General features: G+C 61.8%; 20 protein-coding genes. 13 read left to right on the top strand and 7 right to left on the bottom strand.

Annotation, left to right across the window (positions count from 1 at the left end; translation table 11 throughout):
- Positions 1-2: 2 nt before the first annotated feature.
- Positions 3-890, bottom strand: coding sequence for a metallophosphoesterase (locus tag NZ585_11270; protein ID MCS7080609.1), 888 nt, complete (start codon positions 888-890; stop codon positions 3-5).
- A gap of 227 nt (positions 891-1,117) precedes the next feature.
- Positions 1,118-6,028, bottom strand: coding sequence for a S8 family serine peptidase (locus tag NZ585_11265; GenBank protein ID MCS7080608.1), 4,911 nt, complete (start codon positions 6,026-6,028; stop codon positions 1,118-1,120).
- A gap of 428 nt (positions 6,029-6,456) precedes the next feature.
- Between NZ585_11265 and NZ585_11260 the strand changes: the two genes are divergently transcribed.
- The 4 genes from NZ585_11260 to NZ585_11245 all read left to right on the top strand — a co-directional run bounded on the left by NZ585_11260 (position 6,457) and on the right by NZ585_11245 (position 11,493).
- Positions 6,457-9,012, top strand: a complete 2,556-nt coding sequence (locus NZ585_11260) for a putative LPS assembly protein LptD (GenBank protein ID MCS7080607.1) — start codon at positions 6,457-6,459, stop codon at positions 9,010-9,012.
- A gap of 66 nt (positions 9,013-9,078) precedes the next feature.
- The gene (locus tag NZ585_11255) at positions 9,079-9,516 is read left to right on the top strand and encodes a PAS domain-containing protein (protein MCS7080606.1); all 438 of its coding nucleotides are present in this window, start codon (positions 9,079-9,081) and stop codon (positions 9,514-9,516) included.
- The gene (locus tag NZ585_11250) at positions 9,504-10,484 is read left to right on the top strand and encodes a PAS domain S-box protein (GenBank protein MCS7080605.1); all 981 of its coding nucleotides are present in this window, start codon (positions 9,504-9,506) and stop codon (positions 10,482-10,484) included. Before NZ585_11255 ends, NZ585_11250 begins: the two co-directional genes overlap by 13 nt.
- Before the next feature lie 49 nt (positions 10,485-10,533).
- A complete protein-coding gene (locus tag NZ585_11245) occupies positions 10,534-11,493 on the top strand; it encodes a response regulator (protein MCS7080604.1) in 960 nt (319 codons plus the stop codon).
- A gap of 202 nt (positions 11,494-11,695) precedes the next feature.
- Here the strand turns inward: NZ585_11245 and NZ585_11240 are convergent, their stop codons facing one another.
- Both NZ585_11240 and NZ585_11235 read right to left on the bottom strand, forming a co-directional pair.
- A complete protein-coding gene (locus tag NZ585_11240) occupies positions 11,696-12,061 on the bottom strand; it encodes an STAS domain-containing protein (protein MCS7080603.1) in 366 nt (121 codons plus the stop codon).
- 56 nt (positions 12,062-12,117) lie between these two features.
- Positions 12,118-12,966 carry a TlyA family RNA methyltransferase gene (locus NZ585_11235; GenBank protein MCS7080602.1) on the bottom strand — a complete coding sequence of 283 codons (849 nt, stop codon included), beginning with the start codon at positions 12,964-12,966 and terminating at the stop codon, positions 12,118-12,120.
- A gap of 611 nt (positions 12,967-13,577) precedes the next feature.
- On the opposite strand from NZ585_11235, the gene NZ585_11230 reads away from it, so the two are divergent.
- Genes NZ585_11230 through NZ585_11220 form a run of 3 tightly spaced genes read left to right on the top strand, consistent with a single transcriptional unit; the run spans position 13,578 to position 16,594 of the window.
- Positions 13,578-14,705, top strand: a complete 1,128-nt coding sequence (locus NZ585_11230; protein ID MCS7080601.1) for an ABC transporter permease — start codon at positions 13,578-13,580, stop codon at positions 14,703-14,705.
- Between the two features lie 3 nt (positions 14,706-14,708).
- Positions 14,709-15,461, top strand: a complete 753-nt coding sequence (locus NZ585_11225) for an ABC transporter ATP-binding protein (protein ID MCS7080600.1) — start codon at positions 14,709-14,711, stop codon at positions 15,459-15,461.
- A 38-nt stretch (positions 15,462-15,499) separates the two neighbouring features.
- Positions 15,500-16,594 carry an HlyD family secretion protein gene (locus NZ585_11220; protein MCS7080599.1) on the top strand — a complete coding sequence of 365 codons (1,095 nt, stop codon included), beginning with the start codon at positions 15,500-15,502 and terminating at the stop codon, positions 16,592-16,594.
- Here NZ585_11220 and NZ585_11215 read toward each other — a convergent pair.
- On the bottom strand, positions 16,578-17,624 hold the full coding sequence (locus NZ585_11215) for a Gfo/Idh/MocA family oxidoreductase (GenBank protein ID MCS7080598.1): 1,047 nt from the start codon (positions 17,622-17,624) through the stop codon (positions 16,578-16,580). The two genes, NZ585_11220 and NZ585_11215, sit on opposite strands and share 17 nt — an antisense overlap.
- A 347-nt stretch (positions 17,625-17,971) precedes the next feature.
- Between NZ585_11215 and NZ585_11210 the strand changes: the two genes are divergently transcribed.
- The 4 genes from NZ585_11210 (at position 17,972) to NZ585_11195 (ending at position 21,727) form a co-directional block, all read left to right on the top strand.
- The gene (locus tag NZ585_11210; protein ID MCS7080597.1) at positions 17,972-19,642 is read left to right on the top strand and encodes a hypothetical protein; all 1,671 of its coding nucleotides are present in this window, start codon (positions 17,972-17,974) and stop codon (positions 19,640-19,642) included.
- Between the two features lie 12 nt (positions 19,643-19,654).
- Positions 19,655-20,617: a DMT family transporter gene (locus tag NZ585_11205; protein ID MCS7080596.1), complete on the top strand. Its 963-nt coding sequence runs from the start codon at positions 19,655-19,657 to the stop codon at positions 20,615-20,617.
- Between the two features lie 83 nt (positions 20,618-20,700).
- Complete coding sequence (rpmG, locus tag NZ585_11200) at positions 20,701-20,862, top strand: 50S ribosomal protein L33 (protein ID MCS7080595.1); 162 nt, start codon at positions 20,701-20,703, stop codon at positions 20,860-20,862.
- Between the two features lie 229 nt (positions 20,863-21,091).
- Complete coding sequence (locus NZ585_11195; protein MCS7080594.1) at positions 21,092-21,727, top strand: STAS domain-containing protein; 636 nt, start codon at positions 21,092-21,094, stop codon at positions 21,725-21,727.
- A gap of 51 nt (positions 21,728-21,778) precedes the next feature.
- Here the strand turns inward: NZ585_11195 and NZ585_11190 are convergent, their stop codons facing one another.
- Both NZ585_11190 and NZ585_11185 read right to left on the bottom strand, forming a co-directional pair.
- Positions 21,779-23,725, bottom strand: a complete 1,947-nt coding sequence (locus NZ585_11190) for a hypothetical protein (GenBank protein ID MCS7080593.1) — start codon at positions 23,723-23,725, stop codon at positions 21,779-21,781.
- The gene (locus tag NZ585_11185; GenBank protein MCS7080592.1) at positions 23,722-24,168 is read right to left on the bottom strand and encodes a hypothetical protein; all 447 of its coding nucleotides are present in this window, start codon (positions 24,166-24,168) and stop codon (positions 23,722-23,724) included. The genes NZ585_11190 and NZ585_11185 overlap by 4 nt, the downstream gene beginning before the upstream one ends.
- Positions 24,169-24,393: 225 nt before the next feature.
- Here NZ585_11185 and NZ585_11180 point away from each other — a divergent pair, with 225 nt between their 5' ends.
- Both NZ585_11180 and NZ585_11175 read left to right on the top strand, forming a co-directional pair.
- Positions 24,394-25,575, top strand: a complete 1,182-nt coding sequence (locus NZ585_11180; GenBank protein MCS7080591.1) for an acyl-CoA dehydrogenase — start codon at positions 24,394-24,396, stop codon at positions 25,573-25,575.
- Positions 25,576-25,909: 334 nt separating this feature from the next.
- A partial coding sequence (locus tag NZ585_11175) for a Uma2 family endonuclease (protein MCS7080590.1) occupies positions 25,910-26,511 on the top strand: 602 nt, incomplete at its 3' end.

The raw sequence follows: 26,511 nt of genomic DNA, 5'->3' as shown, positions 1-26,511 counted from the left end.
CTTCAGGTTCGATTTTCATCCGCCGCCGGTCGGACAAGACGGAGCAAAGAAATTTCCGGTGGGCACTGGTAGCGAATCGGCAGAAAGATTGTTCCCAGCCCGCGGTTGACATATATCTGAGTCTTTCTCATTCGCGCCCAACCGCGTGTGTATTGCTTTCCGTGACGATTGTAGGAAATCGGCGCTCCAATGATTGGCAGGTTGACTTGGCCGCCGTGCGTATGCCCAGACAGCACCAAATCGCACTCGGCGAGCGAGGCCTCCTTGATGATGTTGGGGTTATGCGACAGCAGGATGCGCACGTCTTGTCGTCGTGTACCCTTGAGCGCTGCAACGAGGTCGTGATTGCGCGTCGTGGTATCGCCCAAACCACACAAGTAGATAAACCGGCCGCCAATGTAGAGCGGGATATTGGCGTTGTTCAGCACCGGGATACCGTGCCGCTCAAAAGCCTGCGTGACGACGGAAGCGCCCACCCAGACGTCATGATTGCCCAAGACGGCGAACACGCCGAACCGTGCCCGCAGCCTCCCTAAACAGGCGGCACACGGTTCCACATAGCGCGCTGTATGCGTCACATAATCCCCAGTCAGCACAATCATGTCCGGGTGCAGCGCGTTGGTTTCGGCGACCGCTTCCTCAAGACGTTCCAGTGGCAGGTACGGGCTGTGGTGAATGTCGGAAAGCTGCGCGATGGTGAACCCATGAAAATCATCCGGCAGGCCGGCAATTACGATGTCTTGGCGGTCAATCTGGAAACGATAGGTTTCCTTGATTTCGAGGTTGGCGCGCTCGATGAGATCCGCCGTGAATTCAATCAGGGCGTCGCGCTGCTTGAGGCTACGCGGATGCTTGGCGGTGGTGCGGTTGAGAATACGGGCAAGCGGCATGGAAAAAACCAGGCGGAACGTAGTCAACGACGCTGTGTTTCTTATGACTTGGTAAGTCGGCGGGGCAAAAACCACATTGCTAAGCTACCAATTTCGGAAGCAAAAAATCAAAGCATAAAAGTTGAGATTCAGTGTAAGAGGGCGGCGCGTTGCGGACATGCTCCGGGTGAGCCTGTCCGCAACGCGGAATGCCCGGCGAGCGTTACGCCCGCCGGTCTGGTTTCAGGTTAGCGCCGTCCGGGCAGGCGGGGTGGGTTCTTATCAATCGCCGCCGGGTCAATCTCCAGTTTCAGTGGCGGCGCTTGTCTCACGTTCAAGCCGCCCGTGGCGCAACCTAGCACGTTGACGAAGAAACGGAAGCGCCGCACCGACGGCAGAGCAATACGGAACGTCACCGTAATGCTCTGCCCTGGCGTCAGGATAACGCTCGACGGCAACGACTGAATAGAGCCAACGAGTCCGCCACTTGTGCAGGTCGCGCCGTCCGCCGTCAGCAGCCGGAACGGCACAGACGGCGGCAGACCACCCGATTCCTGCAACTCGACAACCTGGAAGGCCGCCAGCGACACTGTCTGGGTGCTGATGTTGGTGAACACCGCGTTGATCAGGAAATCGTTGCTGTAGCCGTGCGGGCCGCAGCTCGGCGCAACCACCGTGCTCGACGCCACGGCGAGCGACACGCTCGGATTGATGACCGACGGCGTACAGGCCGGCGTTGCCGTCCCGCAGATGACGAACGGTACATCCACCGGCAGGCCTGCTCCCGAGTCAATCAGGGTCGCCCACGTCGTTCCGTTGCGCTGCCGCCCGTTTTCCGTGCCGTTGAAGACGGCGCGCGGCGGGTAGAAGAGCGTCCCGCTCACCGGCGTCATCGTCCATTCGAGCCAGTAGGTCCCCGGCGCAAGCGTCGTCGGGAACGACACCGGCCAGTTCACCGTCGTGGCAAAGATTGCCCGCTGATTGTTCGTCGGCGTGGTGTCCAGCACGCGATACACCCCGCTGAAGATATTCGTCGTGATGGTCGCCGGCGTCAGAGCTGTAAGCGGCGTGCCGCTTGTGCCGGGCGGGCCGTCCCACAGCCGCAGGCTGACGCCGGTGATGGGCGAGGGCGACGTAGGCGACCCCGTCTGATAGGCGTAGAGCGTCACGGCCGTGGGCGTCCAGGTTGAGCCGCTCGGCACGGTGAAGTCTTCCGCCAGCGCAAAGTTGGCGGTTGAAGTCACGTTGAAACCAAAGCTGCTGAAGGGCGGGGCCAGCACGCTGATCGGCGCGCCGCCGAAGCCGCCGGTCGGCAGGCTTTCAATCCCGCCGTTGGTGAAGATGGGCGTTGAGCAGGCTTGCGGCGGCACGGGCGGCACGGCCCCGGCAATGACCTGAATCGTGTAGTTCCGATCCGTGATGCAGCCGTTGGCGTCAGTGACGCGCACCGTGAAGGTGAACGTCCCAATCGCCGTCGCTGTCCCCGAAATGACACCCGTCGTGGGGTTGAGCGACAATCCGGGCGGCAGCGCGCCGCCGACGACGGCAAACGTGTAGGGCGCGGTCGTTCCGCTGGCGGTAATCGTTTGCGTGTAGGGCGAGCCGATTACGGCGGCGGCCACCGTCGGCGGCGTCACCGTCGGATTCGCACAGCAGCAGATAAAGCCGTTGTTGGTCGTGGTGGTGATGCTGAGCGACCAGCCGCCGGCAATGCTGCCGCTGTCGCCTCCAACGAAGTCCTGAACAAACAACTCCCAAGTGCCGTTCAGGCTCGTTCCCGACAGGCCGTTGAAGATATTCAAGTTGCTGTTGTAGGGCGGAGCGCCCAGGCCGGTGAAGGCTCGCGTGCCGCCGTTGTTGTTCGGTTGGTACGTCCCGCTCGGCGGGAAGCCGGTCAGCGGCAGCGCCGTCGCCGCCGTCTGGTCAAAGGTGTACGTCCGGCCGGTTATGCCGCCCGATCCGCCAATGGCGTTGTTGAACAGTACGCAGACTTGCCCACCGGGGCCGCGCAGCAACACGCCGACATCACTCGGCCAGGTGTGGCTGAAGTTGTTGATGGTCACGGTGACTTTCGTGATAGAGCCGGTCAAGCCCGACACCGTGATGTTGGATGGATACGGCGTCGCCGTCCCGGAGGTTGGAATCGTGATGGCGGCCGGGTTGCTGAAGGTCGGCGGGGCGAAGACGCCAATCTGGAACGTGTAGGGGATCGGCCCGTAAGTGTTGACCCCATCGGTCAGCGTCAGGTTGAGCGTCAGGACGCTGCCGCAGCTTGCTGTCACGGTGAAACTGAAGTCGGCCGTTCCCGTGCCGCCCGGCGCAATCGAGGGCACGCTCTGGCTGGCCGGTGTGATACCCGACGCGCCGCTGCTCGTCAGGGTCGCTGTGAGCGGCCCGCTTGCGCCGCCGCCCGCGTTTTCTACGACGAACCGCACCGTCGCCGTTTCACCCGGCACGAGAACGCCGTTCGCCGGCGTGCAGCTTTCCGCCAGAATCGTCGCGCCGCCATTGATGAGCACCGGTACGCCCGCCGTGGCCGTGGCGTTGTAAATCACCAGCGCGTAGTCCTGATCGAGCGGGTCGGCGTCCCCCGGCACGCCGTCGCCCGCAATGTTGAACGCCCGTACTTGAATGGTGACGGGCGTGCCGGGCGCGTAGGTCCCCGCCGGAATGAAGATGCTTTCGGCGTTGTTCAGTCGGTCAAAGCTGCCGCCCGTGACCGAGTTTGCGCCGGAAAAGTTGTTGCCGCGATAGACATCCGCGCCGGCTACGGCTTGAAGGTCAAGGTCGTTGACGAGACGCGGGCCGCTGCCCGTCGTCGCGCCGGGCACGTCCGTCCACGCCAGCGTAATGCGCAGCGGACCCGACGCCGGAAACGCGACAGTCTGCACCCGAACCTGACCTGACGCAGTGAACTTGTCCGCCGCCACCTGGTCGCGCAGGATGCGCGGGGCGGTGTCAAACGCCCGATCAAGCGCCATGCGTCCCATGCCTTGGTTGTTTGACCACAGCGTATCGCCCGCGCCCGTGCCGGTCATGTACTGCGCGGAGTTCATCAAGTACGCCTTGGTCATCGCCGGACTGGGGGCTGTACCGTTGAACGGCGGTCCCGGATTGTTCAGAAAGTACTGCCGCACGAGCGCCGCACCGCCCGCAACGGCCGGGCAGGAGAAACTCGTTCCAGAGGATGAACGGTAGTAGCCGGTCGTGCCCGGGAGCAACGCGCTTGTCACGCAGGGGTCGGCGTTGCCGGATCCGGTCGGGTCCGGCGTACCGATCTGCAAAACGCCGCCGGAGACGGCTGTCGCCGGGGCGACGATTTCCGGCTTCCGTCGTCCGTCGGCGCAGGGCCCACGGCTGGAGAAGCCGGCTAAGTTTTCCGCGTTCTCACCAGTGGTGCGTGTGTTTTGGCTGCCGCCCACGGTGATGACGTTTTTCCCCGTACCGGGTGAGCCAACCGTTCCCAAGCCGGGGCCGCTATTGCCGGCGGCAAACACGATGACCATTTCCTGATTGCCGGGCGTCGGGAACACTGAGGCGGGGCGCTGGGCGTCGCGCACGAGGAAGTCGTAGGCTTGCGAGTCGGTGGTGTACGCCCCTGAAACGGCTGCGCCCCAGCTATTTGAGCTGATGCGCGCGCCGTATTGATACGACCGCGCCAGCATGTCGTTGTAGTTCGGGCTGGTGAAGCCGCCGGTCACGCCGGCGTTGCCGAAAATGGCCGAGCTGCCGATGCGGACGAAAGGCGCAACGCCGAGACCGTAGTAGAAGTTCGGCGCGGCGCTCTCCGCATGCGGCAGCGCGCGTGGCAGCGACGCCGGCACATTCCCACCGATGATGTGCGCGCAGAGCGTCCCGTGGCCGATCCGGCAGCCGCGCACGTCAACCGCCGCCGGCGTTGGGAAGGTCGTGCTTTCCCATTTGGCATAGACCAGTCGGCTCGGCGCGGTAATGTCGCCGGCGCGATAGAGCGCAAAGTGGCTGGTGTTGAGGCCGCTGTTGGTGTGGTTGGGCGGCCCGCCCGGCGGAGCGGTGATGGATCCCGTCACCGTGTTGCCGATGTCCACCATTTCGTCGCTGACATCCACCACGAAGGTCGAAGTGAAGGTCGAGTTGAGCGCCGGGAAGCCGGCCGCCGTCAGAAACGTGGCGTACGGCGTGGAGAGGTTGGGAATCCCGCTTGTCAGGCTGTTGATGAGGATTTGGTTCTGCCGTTCGTCGAGCAGCGTCGGCTCGGCGTAGGGCATGATCGAAATCACGTCTTCCTGCGCGGCCAGCGTCGTCAGCGCGTCGGTCGGCAACTCGACGATGAAGTTGACGAAGTTGGCGATCCGGTACAGTTGGACGGCCTTCGACCCGGCGAAGCTTTCCGCTAGGCGAATCGTCGCATCGTTTTGCGACGGGTCGGCGACGAGCTGAACGGCGTAGCGCGCCGTCCCGCGCGCCGGCGCGTCGGCCGTCGCCGGGTCAAGCTTGAACGCGCCAAGATAGGGGCCGTCCCACTGCTTGAAGCCGCCGCTTCCGGCGAGCGTGTCCGCCGTCGTCCGCTGACCCTCGCCAAGGCGCGCAACGCGCTCAATGCTCGCTGCGTCGCCATAGACGAGGTAGGCGTTGTGCGGCAGGTAGTTGACGACCTCAACGCCGGTGCGAAGCAGTTCGGTGAACCATTCGCGTCGCGTTGGGCCGGCGAACTGGACAACGTGCAGATGCTTGCCGCCGCCGCGCAGCCGTTGCCGCGAAAGTTCCTGCGCGCCGCGCGAAGTGGTGTTGATGGGCACATTGAGGTGGACGATGTTGAACTCGTGCGCCATCTCGACGCCGTCAAGCTTTCCGAAGGGCGTCACATCACTGCGGCTGGTGTTGTAAACCTGAAAGTCACCGTAGTCGGCGACCAACGTTGCGCCGAGGCGCTCCACTTCTCTCCGAGCGCCGGTGGTACGAGTGATAAGTTTGCAGCCTCGGCTATCCGCCGCGAAATCATAGGGAACTGACGGTCGGAAGCGCCGTTCCTTGCCGGTTTCAACCGGCGGGGCGCTGCTGACCCGTGCGAGCGGCAGCGCCGTCAGTCCGGCCAATGCCGTCAGGGCGATTAGTCCGGCCAGCCATGGCGTCCGCCCTCGGCGGTGTGCGGAAGGCAAAGCAGGTGAGTTAAGAGGCATAGTCAATCTCCGTAGAACCCACTGGAATGGTGAAAGCCGTCACCCGGCGCTGAACACAGGTTGATGGAGCTGTGGTGAACGACCCGCATCGGCCGTCTTCGTGTCAGGTCGGGGTGAGCAACGTGACGTTGAATTCAGGAAGATAACTTTTTCTTCAGGTAGGGCTATTGAAACAAAGCCTTGCCTTTTGCGCAACCGGCGACACTGCAAATCCAGACACCTGCAAGGCGCACATGCGGTGAAAATGGAAAGTATCCCGCGCCGTGCAATGTGCAATGCATACAGAGGGCCAAAGCCTCCGGCAATCAAAGCGACCTTCACGCTCGGACGGCGAAACGCTTCCGGCCGGGCAAGGGCTGCGCCCTTCAAACTTCACGCGGCTTTGAATAGAGTCGCCGTCACTTTGACGCCGATACGACCGCGACGTGATGCCCCTGTTCCGCACCATTGGCTGGGTTGGCTTGCTTTGGATGGGCTGTACCGCCCACGTCGCGGCCCAGTACATCCCTACGCCGCCGCCGCTTCCGTCGCCGGAGCGCCGTACGGCCGTGGTCGTCGTCGGCCCGCCGGGGACGACTGCCGCGCCCCAGTCCGTACCGCTCCCGGTGCCGCCGTCCCCGCCGGGCCAAGCACCGCCGCCGAACCAGACGCGGCCCGGCCCGGTCGTCCAGATTGACGCCGATGAGCAGCGGCGCGTCGGCGATACGCTCTACGCCGACGGCTATGTGGTCATCGAGTATGACGGCGCGCGCCTCCAAGCCGATCACGTCGTCTATGACGAAAAAAGCGGCGAAGCCCGCGCCGAAGGCAACGTCATTTACGATCCCCAGCCCAACCAGCGATTGACGGCCCGCCGCGCCGAACTCGACATCCGGCGCAAGACCGGCGTGTTCTACGACGTAACGGGCTACACCGACCAGACCGCCGACGGCGGCCTGCTGGAGTTCACGGCGGCGCGCGTGGAACGTACCGGCCGCGATACGTACGTCCTCTATGACGCCAAGCTCACGTCCTGCTGCGAAGACGCCGTGCCGCTCTGGACGGTGACGGCTCGGCGGGCGCGCATTCGGGTCAATGACTACGCCTCGGCGCGCAACGCGGCCTTTCGCGTCAAGGGCGTTCCCATTCTACTGCTGCCCTACATCACCCTGCCCATTGACCGCCGCGAGCGCAAATCCGGCTTCCTGCTGCCTACCATCGGCAACAACACCTTGCAGGGGCGCATCCTTGGCATCGGGTATTACCAAACGCTAGGCGACAGCGCCGACCTGACCTTGCAGGGCGACATCTACAGCGCGCGGGGCATCGGCTTCGGCGCGACATTGCGCGTGGCGCTGGCGGAGGATTCATATGTCCGGCTGGGGACGTATAGCGTCGCCGACCGGCTGTTCGGCCGGGCGGGCGTCAATCAAGGCGGCACGCTCTTTTTCGCCAAGGCGATTAACCACTTCGCCAACGGCTTCATCGGCGCAGCCGACATCAACTACACGTCCAGCTTTGACTTCCGCGCCGTATTCGGCAACACGATTGAGGATGCCTTCAACCCGGAGTCGAAAATCATCCTGCATCTGACAAAGCAGAAGCGACAGTTCGGCTTCCGGGCGCTGTATGAAAATCGGACGACGCGGGTCAACATTCCGCAGGGCGAGCGCGGCTCGACGCTGGTGGAGTTCTCGATTCGCAAAAGCCCGTCGCTCAACTTCGATTGGTTTCCGACGCGGCTGGGGCGTTTCGCTGGCGCGACCTGGTACGCCGGCGGCGAAGTGAGTCTGGCCGGACTGCGCCGGACGGAGGCGCGCACCGACGTGAACCGGCGGACGTTTGCAACGCCGGAATTTGTGCAGCGCCTCGACGCCGCGCCGCGCCTGACGGCGCTGCTGCGCGACCTTGGTGGCTGGAGCGTCACGCCGACGCTCGGCGTCCGGGCGACCTACTATGGTGCGACCTTCGACCCCGAAACGACGCTCACGCCGCGTCCACCGTTGGCGTTCGGTTTGACGCCGCCGCCGACCGTCCTGCCCATCGGCGCGCGGTTGGGAACGGCCGGCGAATCGCTGTTTCGACGCTTTGTGGATTTTTCGCTTGAAGTGCGGCCGCCCGCCGTAGGGCGCACGTTCTACGCCAAAGACGGCTCACCGCGCTTCAAGCACGTCATTGAGTCGGCGGTCATTTACCGGCGCGTCGCCGGCATTGACGATTTTTCGCGCATCCTACGCTTTGACGCGCTGGATGTTTTCGCCGACACGAATGAGTTTGAGTACTCGCTCGTCAACCATCTGCTGACGCCCGTTCGGGACGAGACCGGGCAGACGCGGCAGGCCCGGGAAGTGCTGAGCCTGACCATCAGCCAGAAGTACTTTTTCGACCCGACGTTCGGCGGCGCGCTGGTTCCGGGACAGCGCAATCAGATTGCGCCGCTGCTGACCTTCAGCGGCTTCGCCTACGGCGGCGTCGGGCGGCGCTTTTCGCCCATCAACGTCAAGTTGCGCGTCACGCCGCAGCAGCCGTTCGCGGCGGATTTGCGGCTGGATTTCGACCCGGTACTGGGCGGCGTACGGAGCTTCGGCTTTACTGGCGGCCTCTACCGACGGCGGTTTCAACTCAGCCAAACGTGGTACTACAGTCAACCCCGCCGCCTCGCCGACGGTCGGCCCGAACCGGGGACGTTCACCGGCAGTCAGTCGTTTACAAATGTGGCGCTGGGCGATCCCACACGGGGGCTATTCGGGAGCGCCGCCGTGGCCTATGATTTCTCGCGTTCCCCCAGCCCAACCACCGGCCGTCTTCAGCAAAAAGGGCTGATCTTCACGTCGTTTTCACTCGGCTATGCGTTTCGGTGCGCCGCCGTCCAACTCAACTACGCGAGCGTCAACTTGGGCGTCGCCAGCGCTGGCCGTCTAACCTTCACCGTCGCGCTGCGCGGGTTGGGCACGTTCGGGACACAACCCGATCAGGCGTCCGGCAATCGCATCCGCAATCTGTGAGTTACATTGAGTTACATAATGTAAGCAAAAGGGCGTTTTTTGACAGCGGTGGCGTGGAAGGCAACCATGCTCGAATCTGTTTTACAGGCTGTCGCGCAAGTTGTCCCTGGCGTGTTGTGCTACCACGACACGGAATTGCGTCTCCGGTTTTTTAACGAGGCTTACGCCAATCTTTACCGGCGTTTGGCGGGGCGTTCCCCACAGTTGGGCGAGAAAACCACCGATTGGCTGTCTGATCCCGATTTCAGGGCGCAGGTCGCCGAACATTGCCGCCGAGCCGCCGCCGGCGAGCTGGTGCATGTGCATTACACGTTTGAGGCCGGCGGGACGACCGAGACCTGGGAAGTGCGTTACCAACCTGTCTATGACGCCGACGGGCGCATCACCGGCACACTCGCTTGGGGGCGGGACGTAACGGTGCAGCAGCGTGAACAGGTCTTTCTGCGGTGGCTGGAAGTCGTCTTATCGCAAATGCATGACATGTGCATGACATGGTGCTGGTGACTGAGGCATGGCCAATTGATGCAGCAGAGGGCGGGCCGCGCATCATTTACGTCAATGAGATGTTCGAGCGGACAACCGGCTACTCGCGCGCCGAAGTCATCGGACAAACGCCGCGCATTCTGCAGGGACCGCGCACCCAGCGCGATCAACTCGCCAAGCTCCGTGCAGCGCTGGAGCGGTGGGAGCCAGTGCGGGTTGAACTCGTCAACTACCGCAAAGACGGACAGGAGTTCATCGTAGACCTCAGCATCTCGCCCGTCACCGGTCCCTCCGGCAAGGTCGCCTGTTGGGTGGCAATTCAGCGAGATGTCACCAAAGAAAAGGCCATGGTGGCCATTCTCAACGACGCCCTCGAAGAGCGCGAAATTCTGTTGCAGGAAATGCACCATCGCGTCAAAAACAATCTGCAAACCATCATGAGCCTGCTGGAGTTGCACGCGGCGGAACGCGACGGCTATGACTTGGACGCGCTGCTGAATGAAGCCCGCTCGCGCATTATGGCCATGGCGCTGATTCACGAACAGCTTTACCAGCAAAGCGACTTCAGTCGCGTTCTGCTTGACGGTTTGCTCAGGTCGCTGCTGGAACACATCCAGCTTGTTTTTGCGGGCGCTCCCATCAGCGCCACGCTTGTGCCAAGCCACTTGGCGATTCCGCTCAACAAGGCCGTACCGGTCGCACTCATTGCGCATGAGTTGCTGACCAACAGCTTCAAACATGGCGCGGGGGCGGGAGCGCAAAACGTCACCGTCCAGATTCACCAAGCGCCGGGCGAGGTGACAATGGAAGTGATTGACGACGGCGTGCATCATCCTGAGGACCTACCGACGCGGCTGGCCGACGGACGGCGACTCGGCTTGCGACTGGTGCGCCTCCTCGCCCGCCAACTCGACGGCAAGATTAGCTTTGACCCGCAACCCGGCCGCTTCCGTGCAGCCCTGTCGTTCCGCTTGGCCGCAGAACGATAACCGGCTCCAACAAAACCTCCATCAATCCTTGCCCCACGAGTGAACGCCGATGTCCCCAACCCGGAAGCGTATTCTCATCGTTGAGGATGAAGCATTGGTCGCCGAGGCGCTCCGCGTCCGGTTGGAACAACTTGGCTACGGCGTCGTCGGCGTCACCGCTACCGGCGAAGAAGCGGTGGAGATGGTTGTGACGACACACCCCGATTTGGTTCTGATGGACATCCGCTTGGCGGGACAACTGGACGGCGTCGCCGCCGGCGAGCAAATCCAGGCGCGCTTCGGCCTGCCGGTCGTGTACCTAACCGCCAACACTGACCGAGAAACACTCAACCGAGTGCTTTCCAGCCGACCAGCTGGTTATGTCTCTAAACCGATCAATGACGCTGCGCTCCAGTCGGCCATTAGCATCGCGCTCCAAAAAGACGCCTTGGAACGGGCCTATCGGCGGCGGGAGCGATACTACACTTCAACGCTAGATAAACTGGAGGAAGCCGTTTTGGTGCTGGATGCTGACCAGCGCGTGGTTTTTTTCAATCCAGCCGCTGCCGCCTTGATTGGGCACACGCCTGGCGACACCGTCACACCTCACTTGGCCGATTGCTTGGCGTTTACCGACGACGCTGGTGAAGTTATTGATCCCATTACCCGATGCCTAACGTGGGGCGAAGAAACCAGTATCGAGCGTGTATGGTGTCAGTCGGCCGCTGGCGAGCGTGCGTTGGTGAGTGTCGAAGTGATTCCGCTGCCTGCCCCCAGAACAGAGAAGGGGAGTGACACGCTGCGGGACACAGAGCTGGTTGTTTTACTACGGCGCGTCCCAACGGTGTCTTCACAGGCTTCACTGCCAGCGTATATTCGCGTTTGCGCCTACTGCCGCGACATCATGGAGCGCAACGCGGAAGGGCTGACGGTAACGATGCGATTTGAAACGTATTTTCAGCGTTGTTGCGGCTACCAGTTTACGCACGGGATTTGTCCTAACTGCCGTGAAGCGCTCAGGCGTAGATAAGCTTCCGCCGAATCGCTAGCGCTGCGCATGTTAGTGCAAGTTCTGGGACAGTACCGGGTTAGCCTACCATTTGGAGTGTGACGGCTGACCACCGCACTCACCGACCGTCATTCCTGAGGTGATGGCGCTCTTCCCTCTCAGAAACGGCTTCAGCCGAGTCGGCCGCAAGGCGGACAGCAAAGGAAAGTTCGGACGCGCCGAGCTACTGGCCAGCAACGGGAGCAGGCGATTGAAAACTGGCCACCGCCGCGTCTTCGGTGTCGTAGCTCTCTAGAATGGAAGACAGCTTCGTGATGTTGAGGATGTCCACCAGCCGGCGCGTCGGCCCGGCAAGCTTGAGGCTGCCGCCGGCGCGTTTGACGGCGGTCATCGCCCGTACAATCTCGCCCAAACCGCTGCTGTCCACATACGGAACACCGGCTACATTCAAAACAACATGACGGTTGCCCTGTCCCAGTAGGTGGGAAATCCGTTCGCGCAACAAGACGTCGCCGTCACCCAGGAGGATGTTGCCGTGGAGTTCCAAAATCAAAATGCCGTTTTTCGTCCGTTCGTGGATGGTCAGCATGGCGTTCGGGGCGTGGTGTGCGAAGTTTTTTACAGGACTACCATACAACCAACCGCCTAGCCAACATTTGCGTGTCCAAACCACAAGGATTCAAGGTTTTGCTCTGGGAACAGGCGCGACCAGTCGGCAGACAAGGCGTCGGCTGGTAGGGCGTCGGTTGCCGACGCTGGCCGCGCAGGCTGCGCCAGCAACAAAAACTCCCGGTTTCCCGCCGCGCCGAGAATCGGTGAAGCGGTGAGCCGTAGCGGGTGGAAGTTGTTTCGACGGGCGGCGATGATGATCCGTGCAACAGCTTTCGCCTGAAGTTGGGGGTCACGCACAATCCCACCCTTGCCGACCTCGTTGCGTCCGACCTCAAACTGGGGTTTGACCAGCAGGATGAGCGCTGCTTCCGGCAAAAGCAGCGGGTGAAGCGCCGGGAGAATGAGTTCAAGCGAAATAAACGAGACGTCAACCGTCGCTACGGCGAATTGTTCGGGAAACATCTCCGGCGTTAGATGGCGCGCGTTGACACGCTCGTGGACGATGACGCGCGGATCGCAACGCAACTTCCAGGCGAGTTGGTTGTGGCCGACATCCACGGCGTACACCCGCCGCGCGCCATGCTGGAGCAGGCAATCCGTAAAGCCGCCGGTGGAAGCACCGACATCAAGGCAAACGGCGTCCCGCACATCCACTGCGAACGTCTGGAGCGCCGCTTCCAGTTTGACTCCGCCCCGCCCAACATAGCGGAGCGTTTCGCCGCGCAACCGGACGACGGCTTCGGGTGGGACGGGCTGGCTGGGCTTGTTGGCCGGACGGTCGTTGACCAACACCTGCCCGGCCAAGATCAACGCCTGCGCCTTCTGCCGCGACTCGGCCAAACCAGCTTCCACCAAGTAACTGTCCAAACGGCGTTTGGCCATAGCGTCAGCGCGACCGGAATTCCTCCCCAACCAAAAGCATCCCCGGCCGCCACAACTTGGCTACACAACCAAGCACGGCGCCCATACCGTCATGCGTCAGTCACCTGCCCTCGCAGTCGGCGGCGTAGAGCACGGTAGTGTCACCTAGTAACTGATCCACTTTTCAGACACACGTCAATGGTCGTCGCGCAACACTACCTCGGCTAAAAATACTTGATGAAAGGCGACTGAAAAAACCGCACACGACTAGCCCGGAACTGCAACCGTGGAGGGCCGGCGGTAGGCTTGGACGCGCCTGCCTAAAGATTCAATTGAGCACGCCAATCGGGGCTGTTTCCTAGGCTGTTCGTGATAAAAAACGGCGAACTCGTGTGCAGAGTACACTTAGGGCTACCGGCGATTCCTCTAACCTTTTTCTGTAGTTTTACAGTCACCTGTCTCACCTTCTCCGCCCTTGCCCTACCCCATCCTGTCTCCCTGTAACTCACATAGGTACACTCACACGGTGCGCCGCGCTTGACGGGCGTCGGGGCGAACGCCTAGCTTATACAGCCGATTCAAACGGTCGTTTGAATTTTGTATGTTTCCGCACGCAGCAGTAAACGACGCTTATGTGGCGCATTGGGTTGAAGATGCTGATGGGCGACCGCGCCAAGTATTTCACCTTGGTCGGCGGCGTATCAGTCGTCGTATTTTTGTTTATTCAGCAAGGGTCGGTGTTTTGCGGCCTCATTGGGCGCACCGCTAAACCGGTAGAAGCCATCGGCGCACCGATTTGGGTCGTGGATCGCAACCTGCAAGTTGTGGATGAGTTCAAAGGGCTACTGGATACCGACTTGCTGCGGGTGCGGAGCGTTGAGGGCGTCAAGTGGGCTGTTCCACTGTTTATCCGGCAGGCGCAAGTTCGGCTGCCCAGCGGCAAGTTTCAGGCTGTGCGGCTGGTCGGCATTGACGGCGCCACTTTAGTAGGTCGCCCACCGCGCCTGCTTGAAGGTCGGATTGAGGACCTAAATGCGCCGGACGCCGTGATTGTCGGGCGTGCGGAGATGGAGCGCCTTGGCAGCCCTAAAATCGGCGATACGTTTGAAATCAACGACCGGCGCGCGCGCGTTGTCGGCATCGCCGACGTGCCGCGCGATTTTTTGTCCAACCCGTACCTCTACACAACCTTCGAGCGGGCGGTGCAGTACGTGCCGCGCGAGCGAAAACTGATGAACTACATCCTTGCCGCGCCGCAGGATGGCTACACGACAGAGCAAGTCATTGCCAACATTCGGCGAACGACCGGTTTGGCTGCCTACGACGAAGACGGCATGCGGTGGTTGACGATGAATTACTACATGCGCAACACCGGCATCCCGGTCAATATCGGCATTTCCGTAACGTTGGTGTTTCTGGTCGGCATGGCCATCATTGGGCAGACCTTTTACGCCTTTGCGCTGCAAAATGAAAAATACTTCGGCGCACTCAAGGCGATGGGGGCGGGAAGTTGGACGCTGGTGGGGATGATTGTCCTACAAAGCGTCATCGTCGGGCTGATTGGCTACGGCATCGGGGTTGGCGGCGGTTCGCTGGTCGGCTATCTCGGCGGGCAGGGAAAGGGAAGACTGGCGTTTTATACGCCTTACCAACTCCTCATCATCAGCTTTGCGGCGACGATGTTGATTTGCGTCCTGTCCAGCCTGCTTAGCATCCAGCGAGTGTTGCGGCTGGAGCCGGCGGTTGTCTTCCGAGGATAAGCAATGACCAAGTTGAGTGCGCCTGTCGCCGTCGCGCCGTCTGCGCCGCCGTCTGTTGCGCCGGCGGTTTCCCTTCAACACGTCAACAAGAGCTTCGGCGTCGGGAACACCTACCTGCCGGTGCTGAAAGACATCAACCTTGAGATTCGACGCGGCGAGTTGTTGCTGTTGGTTGGCCCGTCGGGCTGCGGCAAGACCACGTTGTTGTCGGTCATGGCGGGCATTCTTGACGCGGACGATGGCGTGGTGAACGTTTTTGGCACTCGCGTGGATCGGCTCTCCCAGTCGAAAAAGACGCGCTTTCGGCAGGAAAACATCGGATTCATTTTTCAGCAGTTCAATTTGATTCCCACGCTAACGGCGACGGAAAACGTCGCCGTCCCGCTGATTATCGCCGGACGACCCTATCGTGAAGCGCTGGAGCAGGCGCGGCATTACCTGTCGCTGGTCGGCCTCGGCGACCGATTGGAGCACTTTCCGACGCAGCTTTCAGGCGGGCAACAACAGCGGGTCGCCATTGCGCGGGCGTTGGTGGCCGAACCGCGTCTGGTGGTGTGCGACGAACCGACGGCGGCGCTCGACGGCGCGACCGGCAAGGTGGTGATGGAGATGTTTCGGCAGGTGGCGCTGAGTTCGGAGCGGGCGATTGTCGTGGTGACGCATGACAACCGAATTTTTCCCTACGGCGACCGCATTGCGGAAATGCTCGATGGGCGCATCGTGGATGTTCATGACAACCCTGACCATGTGCGGTGATTCGGCGCGGCAGGTCGGGTGGTAGAGGAGGTGTGAGCGTGATTAAGAAAGTGTTGTCCATCGTGCTGCCCATCATTGGACTGAGTTTCGCCATCTGGTGGGTGATAGTGACGGCGCGGCAGCCGATTGCCGCGCCGCCCTTATCGCCGCCTGCCGAAAGCCGTTTCAATCGTCGGATTGCCGGCGCAGGGATCGTCGAAGCCGCAACCCGCAACATCAACGTCGCGCCGCCAATTCCGGGTTTGGTGACGGCGGTGTTCGTTAAGGAAAACGATGTCGTCCGGGCTGGCGACCGGTTGTACCAGATTGACGACCGCGAGCAGCGGGCGCGGTTGGCGAGCGCCGAAGCCAACATCGTCCGCGCTGAAGCGGCCGTCGCCACGGCCAAAACCGACATTGCCAACGGTCAGGAAGCAATTCGCGCGGCGCAGGCGAATCTCAAAAGCGCCCGCGCCAATGTTGCGGCGCTGGAGGCGCAACTCGCCGACGCCGAACAGATTGTGGCGCGCAACGAAAAGCTCTTCGCCGCCGGCGACCTTGCCGAGCGGGTGCTGATTTCAAGCCGTGCGGCGCGCGACGCCGCCCAAGCGCGCGTCGAACAGGCGCGGGCGCAGGTTGCACAGGCGCAAGCCCAAGTGACGCAGGCTGAAGCTCAAGTCCGCAGCGCCGAAGCCCGTTTACGGGAAGCAGAAGCGCAGGTCGCCGTGCTGCGGGCGCAGCGTGCGGAGTTGGCTGTCACGTTGTCGCGGTTGACCGTGACTGCGCCGCAGGCGGGAAAGGTGTTGCAGGTCAACGTCCGAGTTGGGGAAACGCTGCCGATGACGCCCACGACGCCACCGGTCTTGCTGGGTGATACCGACTACTTGCAATTGCGTGTGGACGTGGACGAAATCAACGCGCCGCGCATTAAGCCCAACCTCAAAGCGACGGCCAGCCTCAAAGGCGACGCTACGAAAACCGTAGATTTGGAGTTTGTACGGATTGACCCGTACATCCTGCCGAAGCGGAGTCTTACGGGCGACAACGCCGAACGGGTGGACGTGCGCGTGTTGCAGGTCATTTACCGCTTCAGGCCGCCGTCCTTCCCGGTTTACGTCGGGCAGCAAATGGATGTCTTTATTGAGGCGGAGTAGGCGATGTTCGGCGTACATTGACCGGCGCGCCACGCTGGGCAAGCGACGCTTGAATGGCTTCAAGCGTACGCACCACGGCCAGCCCACTCTTACCGTCCGAGACTGTCACGCTACCCCGGCGCAAGCTGTCAAGGAAGTAGCGCGCCTGCGCCTTGAGCGGTTCTTCCAGTTGAACCCGCGGAATTGAGATGTCGCCTTCGCGGGCCAGCAGTTGAAACTGACCGTAGTCTTCATAGTACGGCTCGCGCACCACGCCCTTGTCGTAGATGTAAATCGGGCCAACTGTCGCCAGATCGTCCCAGACGAGCATCTTTTTGTCGCCAACGATGGTAATTTCGCGCACCTTGCGCGGGTTGAGCCACGACACATGGACGTGCGCCAACAAGTCGTTCGGATAGCGCAGCGTGATAAACGCCAAGTCCTCAATACCGGGCTGGAGATACGCCGCGCCTGACGCCGAAACCTCAAGCGGCGTATGCCCCGTCAGAAAGTCGAAAATCGCAATGTCGTGCGACGCCAGATCATAGACCGCGTTAACATCCTTCCGAATCGGCCCTAGGTTCGTCCGGGTGGAGACCATCGTGTAAATCCGCCCCAAATCGCCGAATTGCAGGTACTCCTTCAGCTTCAGGATGCCGCGATTGAAGAGAAACACCTGTCCAACCATCAGCAGCCGCTTGCGTTCGGCGGCCAGCGCCACCAGTTCTTCACCTTCTTCCGAAGTGCGGCAGAGCGGCTTTTCAACGAGAACGTGCTTGTCAGCTAGCAGGGCGTCACGGACGATGGCGTAGTGCGTACTCGTCGGCGTCGAAACCACGACCGCGTGAACGTCTGTTTCAGCTAGCATGCGCCGGTAGTCATCAAACAGCGCCAGTCCGGGATAGGCTCTGCCGACCCGTTCAAGATTCGAACGGCTGACATCCGCCGCCGCCACAACGCTGGCTTCAGGAAAGGAGGCGAAGTTGCGAATGTGGTTCGGTCCCCAGTGGCCGCACCCAATGACGGCGATGTTGAAGATGGTCTGGCTCACAAGCGTCGCTCACTGGTCAGTGATTTAAAGTTCCATACCGTTGTCGTTGGAGCGTCCTTATTTAGCCGGAACAGCCAACGCGGGGCGACGAAGTTGGCTTGTCGTTCGCGTAAGTGTTCTCCGTACTGGCTGGACTCGTCAACCCGTTTCGTTGCGCAGGCTGCACGCGACGGCTTGGCCGCCCATTGCGGCGTCTTGACCCCAACCTGTGCGCTTGATGATGGTGGAAGGATTTGTGAAAGATGGGAAGTCAAGCGTGCGCCGTAAGCGGTGGATGTTCCGCTTGTGAAACGCTGCCCTTAGACGGCGCTCCTGCGTGTGGAATTCCAGTCCGACGAACTTGCTCCATGCTTATCACGCTTGCCGTCTGGATACTGTTGGCGACCTTGGCAAGCGTGATCGGCAGCGCCTGTCTTGCCGGGAGCGCGGGGACGAATCCAACGGAGCGGTTTGTCGTCGCCGTCTGGGCGGGCGTGGGCGTGCTTGCCAATCTCTGGTTGGTTGCGGCGCTCGGTACGGCGCTGACGCCGTGGGTTGCGGCCGTCGTCGCTGCTGTGGCGGTGGGGGCAGCGTTGCGTCTGTCTCAGCTACGCTTGGTTTGGCTGGAAAATGTTCGTCTGCGGTCGCCGGCGGCGCTTTTCAGCTTCACCGCCGTCACCGTTGCAGCCGCCGTCGCCGTTGCGCCGGTGACGCTTATTGACACCGGCATCTACCACTATCCCGCCATGCGCTGGCTGGCGGAGTACGGCGTGGTGAAAGGTACGGCGTTACTGGATGTGCAACTAGGCTACGCCTCAACGTGGTTTGCGCTCTTTGCGCCGTTTACGCACGGCGGGATGAAAACCCGTACGGCGGCGCTTGGCGGCGGCTTTGCTCTGGCGCTGTGGCTGACCAGCGCCGTCCTATCAGGGCTTCGGATCGTGCGCGGCGTCGGGCGGACAAGCGACTGGTTTCTCGTCTGGGCGACGGCCTTGGGCGTCGGCGCGCTGAGCCAAGTCGAGGGCTTGCTGCCTTCCTCTTCGCCAGATGTGCCGACGGCGGCGCTCATTGTGACGACGGCATGGGTGATCTTGAGCGGCGAACAGTCGCCGGACGGCGTGCGTGCTGGCGGACAATGGGCAACCGTTCTAGCCGGCGTGGCGGTCGGCATTAAACTGACGGCTGCGCCGCTGTTGCTCGTCGCCGGGTGGCTGGACTGGCGGGCGGCGGGCTATGGTCGCCGCGCCGCGCTTGGTCTGGCGGCGATTGGTGGGGCGGCGCTGCTGCCCGTCACGCTGGCGCGAGTGGTCGCGTCGGGGTGTCCGTTGTTTCCCTCGAAGCTGTTCGCCCTGTCTGTCCCATGGCGCTATGAGATGAATCCGTGGCAAGTCGCCGACGGGACGCCGCGTGAGTTGACGGTCGCCATTCGTGACCAAGCGCGGTGGGACTGGGGCGCGTTGGCGTCGCCGCGCTACAGCGATGGGCCGCTCAACGGCTTGCTTGACTGGCGCTGGTTGCCGGATTGGCCATCCCACGAACCCGTCGCGGCGGCGCTGCTGGCGGGCGGTTTGTCGGCGACGCTGGTGATGCTGACGCCGCCGATGCGTTGCCTGCGCGTTCCGGGGTGGGGTTGGATGCTGGCGCTGGGCTGGCTGGGCGGCGCCTACGTGTTGACGCAAGCGCCGTCGCTTCGGTTCGGCGTTGGGTACTTTGTTATTCCGCCTGCGCTGGGGCTGGCGCAGGTCTCAGCTGGACTGCCGCGCTGGTCGCCAATCCTGCCGGCGTTGGGACTAGCGGTGCTGCTTCCGTGGCCGTCCGCCGTTCCCCTGGTGTGTCCGCCGCGCCTAACGCCAACGCCGGTTGCGCTAGAGAACGTCAACGGGATGGCGCTTTACCGGCCCATACCGCAACCAGGCGTTTTCCCGCGCTGTGGCGACAGTCCACTGCCGTGCGGCTCAAACATTGATCCGACCGTACGCCTACGCGACCCACGGCGGGGCGTCGTCGCCGGTTTCGTTCGCGGCTGTCCGCCGCAATGAGGCGTTCGCCTGATGGGAGGTTTGTCCGTTCACCACCGGGCGCTGCTAGGCTTGGTGCTCGCCAACGCCGTCTGGGGTAGTACGTTCGTCGTCGCGCAAGATGTCACCAACCCGGCGCATCCGACGAGTCTGGCGCCGATGCGCTACATCATTGTGCGTTTTAGCATCGCGGTCGCCCTGATGTTGCTCATCTGGGTGCGGCGGCTGCGCCGTCTGCCCACCCAGACCATGATTCACGGCCTTTGGCTGGGATTGTTTCTGGGGCTTGGGTATGTCTTGCAGGCGCAGGGCTTGGCATGGAGCGGCAGTCCGTCCAAGGCGGCATTCATCACGGGGTCGAGCGTGCTGCTGGTGCCGCTGTTTGGCGCGTGGTTCGGCAAACGGCGGCCGACGGCAGGCAATCTGCTGGGTTTGGTCATTGCCTTTATCGGCTTTACGCTGCTGTGCTTCCCCGACGACCACACGCGCGGCTGGCGCTGGAGCGACGCCGTTTCCTTCGGCTGTACCGTGCCGTTCGCAGTGCACATCGTGTTGGTGGAACGCTATGCCGAGCGGTCGGACGTGGACGCGCTCAACATTGTGCAGCTTGGGGTGTCGGTGCTGGTGGCCGCCGCCGGTTGGCTTGCGCTGGCCGGATGGGCGGCGCTGAACTGGCCGGTTCCATCGGTGCTTGCGCCGGAGTTGCTGCCACTCACGCTCACCACCCGTCAGGTATGGGAACTGCTGTACTTGGTCGCGTTTGGGACGATTCTGTGCTACCGGCTACAGACGTGGGCGCAGCGGCATGTGTCGGCGACCCAGACGGCGTTGACACTGACCTTAGAACCGGTTTTCGCGTCGCTGATGGCGTTCTTGGTCGGCGTCGAACAGCTTGGGTGGCGGGAACTGCTCGGCGGGGCGCTCACCATCGCTGGCGTCATCGTGTCGGAAGTCGCTGGGACGGCGAACACCCATGCTGAAAAGAACTTGACCTGAACAACCAAAACCGCAACACTCGTTTGTTTCAGCTTTTTCTGTTTGTCGAGCGCTTACAGCACCAAGCGAAAGGAGATGCGGTTATGGCGAAGGCCAGCAAGCGGATCAAAATCAAATTGCAGAGTTCGGCAAGTTCGCACTGCTACTACACGGAAAAGAACAAGCAAAACACCAATGAGCGGCTCGTTTTGAAGAAGTATGATCCTAAGGTGCGTCGGCACGTGGAGTACAAGGAAGCCAAGTAGCGGCTGATTGAGAAACCAGTTCAGCCGGGGCGCAAGTTTTCCGACTTGCGTCCTAGTGTTTTGGGTGAAAGTCGCTGCGATGGAGCCGACATCGAAAAAACAAGCGGCTTTTGACGACAAAGGGTTGACGCAGCGCATTACGGAAGCTAGTGTAGGCGTACACGACAGCGCACCAATAAGTTTTTTATCCAGCCGAGAGGGTCTGTCCTCCCCAAGCGGCTTGTACGCCATGAAATCCTCTGAAAACGATAGCGAACGCGGCGCAGGTCGTCCGCCAGCGCGACGACCGACCCGCTATCGCTTGGATAAAAAAGTCAACGGCGTTTGCGTACTGGAAGTTGTTGGGCGCCTTGCCCCCAGCACCGCTCAAGAAGAGTTGACCAAGCGCGTGGACGACCTGATTGCATCCGGGTATGTCAACTTTCTCATTGACTTGCGCGGCGTCAGCTACATCAGCAGTACTGGTGTTGGTTCGCTGATTGAGTGTTATCACCATGCCGAACGGGCTGGCGGCAAACTCAAGCTTCTGAATCCGTCGCAGGCCGTCCGGCAGATTCTCACGGTGTCACGGCTCGACAGCGTTTTTGACATGTGGACGGATGAAGAAGCCGCTCTGCGTAGCTTTGGGGTTTCCAACGCTGAAGCGCCCGCAGCGGACGATGAGCCGCCGACGCTGACGCCGGAAGCCGTCAAACCGGCGAAATCCGCCCCTGCGCCGACGGCCGCCGCGCCGTCAGCAGCCGCAGCGGCGTCCACGTCGTCCGCGCCAAGCCAAGCGCCGCCGCCGCAGGCGCGCATCGTCAAGGCGGCGGATGCGCCGCCCCTGAAGAAGGGGCGGTCACGGCGCGCAAAGTCATCCGCTTAGACGGGCTTTACGTTGCAGCAAAGTCCCAACCCGCAAGACTGCGCGGTGCAGTCAGATTGCGGACGAAAGTCCGACCACGGTTCCAAACGCGAGCGAGTCACGGACGCGCAAGGCGGTGCGGACGGCTTGTTGTGTGTGCCTCGTTCCACCAGCGGCTTCACCATTCCTCAGGGCTTTGAGAAAGCTCTCAAAGCAAGCTCGCCGGGCACCGGCAGTCGGCGCGAGGTCTTCCCGCTCGGCGTACCCGCCGGCGGCGCGGAGTACAAAACGTTCACGACGGCCCTCGGCTCCGAACGTTGCGCTGATCTGGACGCTGCTTCCATCCGACAACGCCAGCGTCAGGGCGAGGGTGGTGGAGTTTTCGGTCACGACTTCCTGCGCATACAGTCGCTCCGGGACGCTTTCCGTCAGCGCCGTCGCCAGCCGGATCGCTTCCGCCAGACGAAAAACGGCGTCGGCTGATTGCGGCGGCAGGGTTTCCTGAAAGCTATAGTGCAACCAAACCGGCGCGGCGTTCGTGCGCAGTTTTTTCAGGTCGGTGAAGGCAGGTGTTGAAAGTCGCGCAAAGCCGAGCGTTAGCGGCGTGTCATGCGTCGCCGCCAACCGGAACAGCTCATCGAGTTCGTCTTCGTTTTCGGTCGGGAGCGTCGTCAGAAAGAGCGGCAAGCGGCCGCGTATAATCTCGCTCGCGAGCCGAAAAGCGTCGGCGGCGCGCCCCATAACCACCACGTCGGTCTTCCCGTCGGAAAACAGCGGCGACACATCATTTGTGGCGTACTCACCGTCAACACTTTTAACAAGGCGCTTGGCGGTTTCCGGTTTGGTTGCGACAACGCCGGTGAGATGAACTTCTTTTAGCGGTATGAAGTCCCGTAGTTCGTCGTCAGCGTCGGCGACCATCGCCAGCCCGACTGTCCCAGCGAGTTTGGGCCGCGTCGTTCCGACATCAAACCGCAACACTGGGCCAGACTCAATCGCAGTGGGATAGAGCATCACCACCGCCCGGTCCGGTGGCGCATTGGGCCGAAAAGCATCCTCCACAGCGGCGGCGACGGCATTGAAGTCATGACGCTCGACGGTGGGGAGAGCCTCTGGCGGTAGGGAAGCGGCAAAGCGGATGAAAGCTTCCATCGCAGAGGTTGGTGAAACTGCCGCCGCCAAGGGATCGCGTTTACCCCTTCCGCTCGCCCACGTAAACCGCACTTGCATTTCCTGCGCCTGACAGACTGCCCAGGCGGCCAGTGGAAGTTCCGGCAAAGCGGCGACTAATCGCGCCTGCGGCAGCACAACACTGGGCATCCACGCCGCCAGTCGCTCGGCGGCCGATGCATCCGTTACAATCAGTGCGGCCAACCGCTCCGGCGGCGGTCGGTCGCCAAGTTGCCGGTCGGCGTCGAGATCGTACAGCGTCGCGCCGGCCAAACGGCAGAGACCGCGCACTAAGAGTCCTGTCAGATTCCGCCCGACGACGCCCACCGGCAATCCCAGCCGTAGTTCGGCTGCTTCGACGGCGCGCCATGCCATGCCGCCCGGAAGCGCCAAGATGGCCAAGTCGTCCGGTAGGGTTTCCGGCAGCGCCGCCAAGCGTGTTGTCGCCACAAAAACCAGCGGCGCCGGGAGGTCTTGCCCATAGCCGGCCCAGGCCACCCGCTGCCCGACGCGGAAGCCGCTTCGGGGGGCGACGGCTGTAATAACCCCAACACCGCCATACTCAATCGAGCGGAGCGTTGCCTTGCGGGTAACAAACGTCTCGTAGGCTTTTTTGACGCCAGCTTGCCGAAACGACGACCACATGCGGCGTACAAGGCCGGGCTTTGCCACTGGAACCGGCGCTGTTGACGAGACTGTCGTCTGCACTTCAGCCGCCGGCAAGCTGACCGAAGCATGAAGGAGGCACGCGCTGACCCGAATCACAGCGCCGCCCGGCGCGAGACTCGGCGCGGGAGTCTCTGCGTAGGTGAAGATTCCAGTTCGTGGGTCTTGGACAGGCCGTCTCATGTGTCATCCGTCTCGTTCTCGGTCACCGCGCTTGCGTTCAGCTCGGCCAAGTAGGCTTCAATCTGGCGCACGACTTCGCTGGCATGCAGCGCGTAGCGCGTCGGCGCGTCAAGCGTCGTCAGACAGGCGTGACACAAACGGCCGGTCGAGGCGATCAGCCGACAGCCGCAGCCGGCGCAATGCTCTGATAGAAAGCGAATGGTTTCATTGGCGGCGGCTTCCCACTGGGGGTGGGCGTCAAAACGTGCATGTTCCAGCGCGCTCAGTTCCCAGACCATCAGCGCCAGCGCCCCAACTTCCTCCCAAGTAGCGGTATAGCTGACCGTCAGCGCGAAGATAGAGGGCGCTTGAATCGGTCGGTTGGTGATGTCGCCGATGATGCGCAACAAAGCCTGCCGGTACTTGTGAAGATGCTGTTTGGCGGCGTCAAGCTTCGGGTTCACGGCGTGGTGCAAGCCGGCGTTGGACGGGCGGCAGTTCAAGAAATCCGGCCGGCGTCGGGCATGATGTCGTGAGGTTTGGGGAGGTGCAAGCGCTAAAGTGAGGCGCTAGTCGCCATGTCGGTTGGTTTCCAAAACCGCCGATAGGCATTCGATTTTGAGAACGGTCGTGGTATACAGCCGAAACGTTGCTTATCTTACATTTCGCCGACCAAAGGAGCTTTTGCGATGTCCGCTGCTGCCCCTGTACCAGCCTCCTCGCCCGTTTCCGCACTCACGATTCTGTCAGATGATGAACGTTTGTTTCGTGACAGCGTCGCCGACTTTGCCCGCGAACGCATTCGTCCGCATGTCGCCCGCATGGACGAAGAAGGCGTCTTTGAAAAGGCCATTCTCGACCAGTGCTTTGAACTCGGTCTAATGGGGATTGAGATTCCCGTCGAGTATGGAGGGTCAGGGGGTTCGTTCTTTATGGCCGTTCTAGCGGTGGAGGAGCTTGGCAAAGTGGATGCTTCGGCGTCCGTTATCGTGGATGTCCAGAATACGCTCGTCAACAACGCCATCATGCGGTGGGGGACGCTGGAGCAGAAGAAGCGCTATTTGCCGCAACTGGCGACGCGCGTGCTAGCGTCATACGCCCTATCGGAGGCTGGTTCGGGCAGCGACGCCTTCGCCTTGGCCTGCCGCGCTGTAGATAAAGGCGATTACTGGGAACTGACAGGGCGCAAACTCTGGATTACCAATGCTGCTGAGGCCGGCTTGTTTATTGTTTTTGCCACCGTCAACCCAGAAGCCGGCTACAAGGGCATTACCGCGTTCCTTGTTGAACGCGATATGCCAGGTTTTGCGGTCGGTAAAAAGGAAAACAAGCTGGGGATTCGAGCGTCTTCAACCTGCGAGTTGATTCTGGAAGGTTGTCGTGTACCGAAGGCGAATGTGCTGGGTGAGATTGGCAAAGGGTACAAGATCGCCATCGAGACCTTGAATGAAGGGCGCATCGGCATTGGTGCGCAGATGGTCGGTGTGGCGGCGGGTGCATTGGAGCACGGCATTCGCTACGCCAAGGAGCGGGTGCAGTTCGGTAAGCGAATTGCCGATTTCCAAGCCATCCAGCATCAGATCGCCGAACTAGCAACGCACATCGAAGCGGCACGGTTGATGGTCTACAACGCCGCCCGGCTGCGCGACGCTGGACAGCCGTTTATCAAAGAGGCAGCAATGACAAAGTGGTTTGCGTCGCAAGTTGCTGAAAGCGTTACCTCCCAAGTCGTTGAAATCTTCGGCGGCTATGGCTTTACCAAAGATTATCCGGTCGAAAAGTACTTCCGCGACTCGAAAATTGGGAAAATCTACGAGGGAACTTCGTTTATGCAACTGAACACAATTGCAAAATTGCTTCTCGCCGACTGAGGAGATCGCCGGGGATGAATCTGCAAGGGTAGTGTTACTAGTGGTTGATATCCCCGTCCTGTGCTAGCGACGTGAGCAACCGCTAGTTCACCATACCAGTGACTGAAGCCCTATGGCTGGAAGAGTTCGGAGGTTGGACGCAGCGCTGTCTAGCATCCAAACGCCCGCCAGGCCTGGCGCTTGGCTGTAAGCTCTGCTGGTTGGAGCGCCTTCATAGTGCGTGCGCCAGCTTGCCACCATGACGACGCCAAGCGTACGCGCCAGCTGTACCTTCGTCTGCCGTTGTGCCATCAACACCTTCATCTGCTCATCCCAGCCGCTCGGGAGACAACCGATGACGACGCCCGCCCCACACCCAACCCACTCGCCGTCGCCCACGCCCCCACCACCTCACCTCCCCGCCCGCCGCGTCCTCACCATGGACGACCTCCCCAGCGAGTTTGAGGACGAAGAAGCTTTGCCCAGCGAGTTCCACCTCCTGTTCGCCCTGCTCCTGTACGAAACCTTCCGCCCCACAACCGTCCCCCCCGACCAGTACTTCTGTGCCATTGACCTGTACCTGTACTGCCTGCACGAGGGCGTTGTGCGCGGGCTGCGTCCCAACTGGATGGGCGTTGTCGGCGTGCCGGCGCTGTACCGCGGCGAGCGCACGCGGGCAAGCTATGTGGTGGAAGATGAGGGACGCGCGCCGCTCATCATCGTCGAGGCGCTGTCACCGCAGACGCGCCGCAACGACTTGGCTGAGTATGGGCGCGGGGCGTGGGCGGAGGACCGGAAACTGCTGCGGAAGTGGGACATTTATGAGTCGGTGTTGAAGGTTCCGTACTATGTGACGATTGACGACAGACGGGAGGCAATCCGGTGGTTTCGGCACGACGGGGCGCGGTATGTGGAGGAGCGGCCGGCTGGGGAGCGGCTGTGGATGGCGGAGGCGGG

Source organism: Chloracidobacterium sp., from assembly GCA_025057975.1.
GTDB lineage: Bacteria > Acidobacteriota > Blastocatellia > Chloracidobacteriales > Chloracidobacteriaceae > Chloracidobacterium.
The sequence above is the reverse complement of the archived record's forward strand: the minus strand, read 5'-3'. Positions and strand labels throughout refer to the sequence as shown.

Excerpts from the sequence above, each read along its gene's own strand:
- NZ585_11265 (MCS7080608.1), bottom strand. The coding sequence starts at position 6,028 with ATGCCTCTTAACTCACCTGCTTTGCCTTCCGCACACCGCCGAGGGCGG.
- rpmG (MCS7080595.1), top strand. The coding sequence starts at position 20,701 with ATGGCGAAGGCCAGCAAGCGGATCAAAATCAAATTGCAGAGTTCGGCA.
- NZ585_11225 (MCS7080600.1), top strand. The coding sequence starts at position 14,709 with ATGACCAAGTTGAGTGCGCCTGTCGCCGTCGCGCCGTCTGCGCCGCCG.
- NZ585_11245 (MCS7080604.1), top strand. The coding sequence starts at position 10,534 with ATGTCCCCAACCCGGAAGCGTATTCTCATCGTTGAGGATGAAGCATTG.
- NZ585_11270 (MCS7080609.1), bottom strand. The coding sequence starts at position 890 with ATGCCGCTTGCCCGTATTCTCAACCGCACCACCGCCAAGCATCCGCGT.
- NZ585_11195 (MCS7080594.1), top strand. The coding sequence starts at position 21,092 with ATGAAATCCTCTGAAAACGATAGCGAACGCGGCGCAGGTCGTCCGCCA.
- NZ585_11255 (MCS7080606.1), top strand. The coding sequence starts at position 9,079 with ATGCTCGAATCTGTTTTACAGGCTGTCGCGCAAGTTGTCCCTGGCGTG.
- NZ585_11205 (MCS7080596.1), top strand. The coding sequence starts at position 19,655 with ATGGGAGGTTTGTCCGTTCACCACCGGGCGCTGCTAGGCTTGGTGCTC.
- NZ585_11210 (MCS7080597.1), top strand. The coding sequence starts at position 17,972 with ATGCTTATCACGCTTGCCGTCTGGATACTGTTGGCGACCTTGGCAAGC.
- NZ585_11250 (MCS7080605.1), top strand. The coding sequence starts at position 9,504 with ATGGTGCTGGTGACTGAGGCATGGCCAATTGATGCAGCAGAGGGCGGG.
- NZ585_11260 (MCS7080607.1), top strand. The coding sequence starts at position 6,457 with ATGCCCCTGTTCCGCACCATTGGCTGGGTTGGCTTGCTTTGGATGGGC.
- NZ585_11230 (MCS7080601.1), top strand. The coding sequence starts at position 13,578 with ATGTGGCGCATTGGGTTGAAGATGCTGATGGGCGACCGCGCCAAGTAT.
- NZ585_11240 (MCS7080603.1), bottom strand. The coding sequence starts at position 12,061 with ATGCTGACCATCCACGAACGGACGAAAAACGGCATTTTGATTTTGGAA.
- NZ585_11180 (MCS7080591.1), top strand. The coding sequence starts at position 24,394 with ATGTCCGCTGCTGCCCCTGTACCAGCCTCCTCGCCCGTTTCCGCACTC.
- NZ585_11190 (MCS7080593.1), bottom strand. The coding sequence starts at position 23,725 with ATGAGACGGCCTGTCCAAGACCCACGAACTGGAATCTTCACCTACGCA.
- NZ585_11235 (MCS7080602.1), bottom strand. The coding sequence starts at position 12,966 with ATGGCCAAACGCCGTTTGGACAGTTACTTGGTGGAAGCTGGTTTGGCC.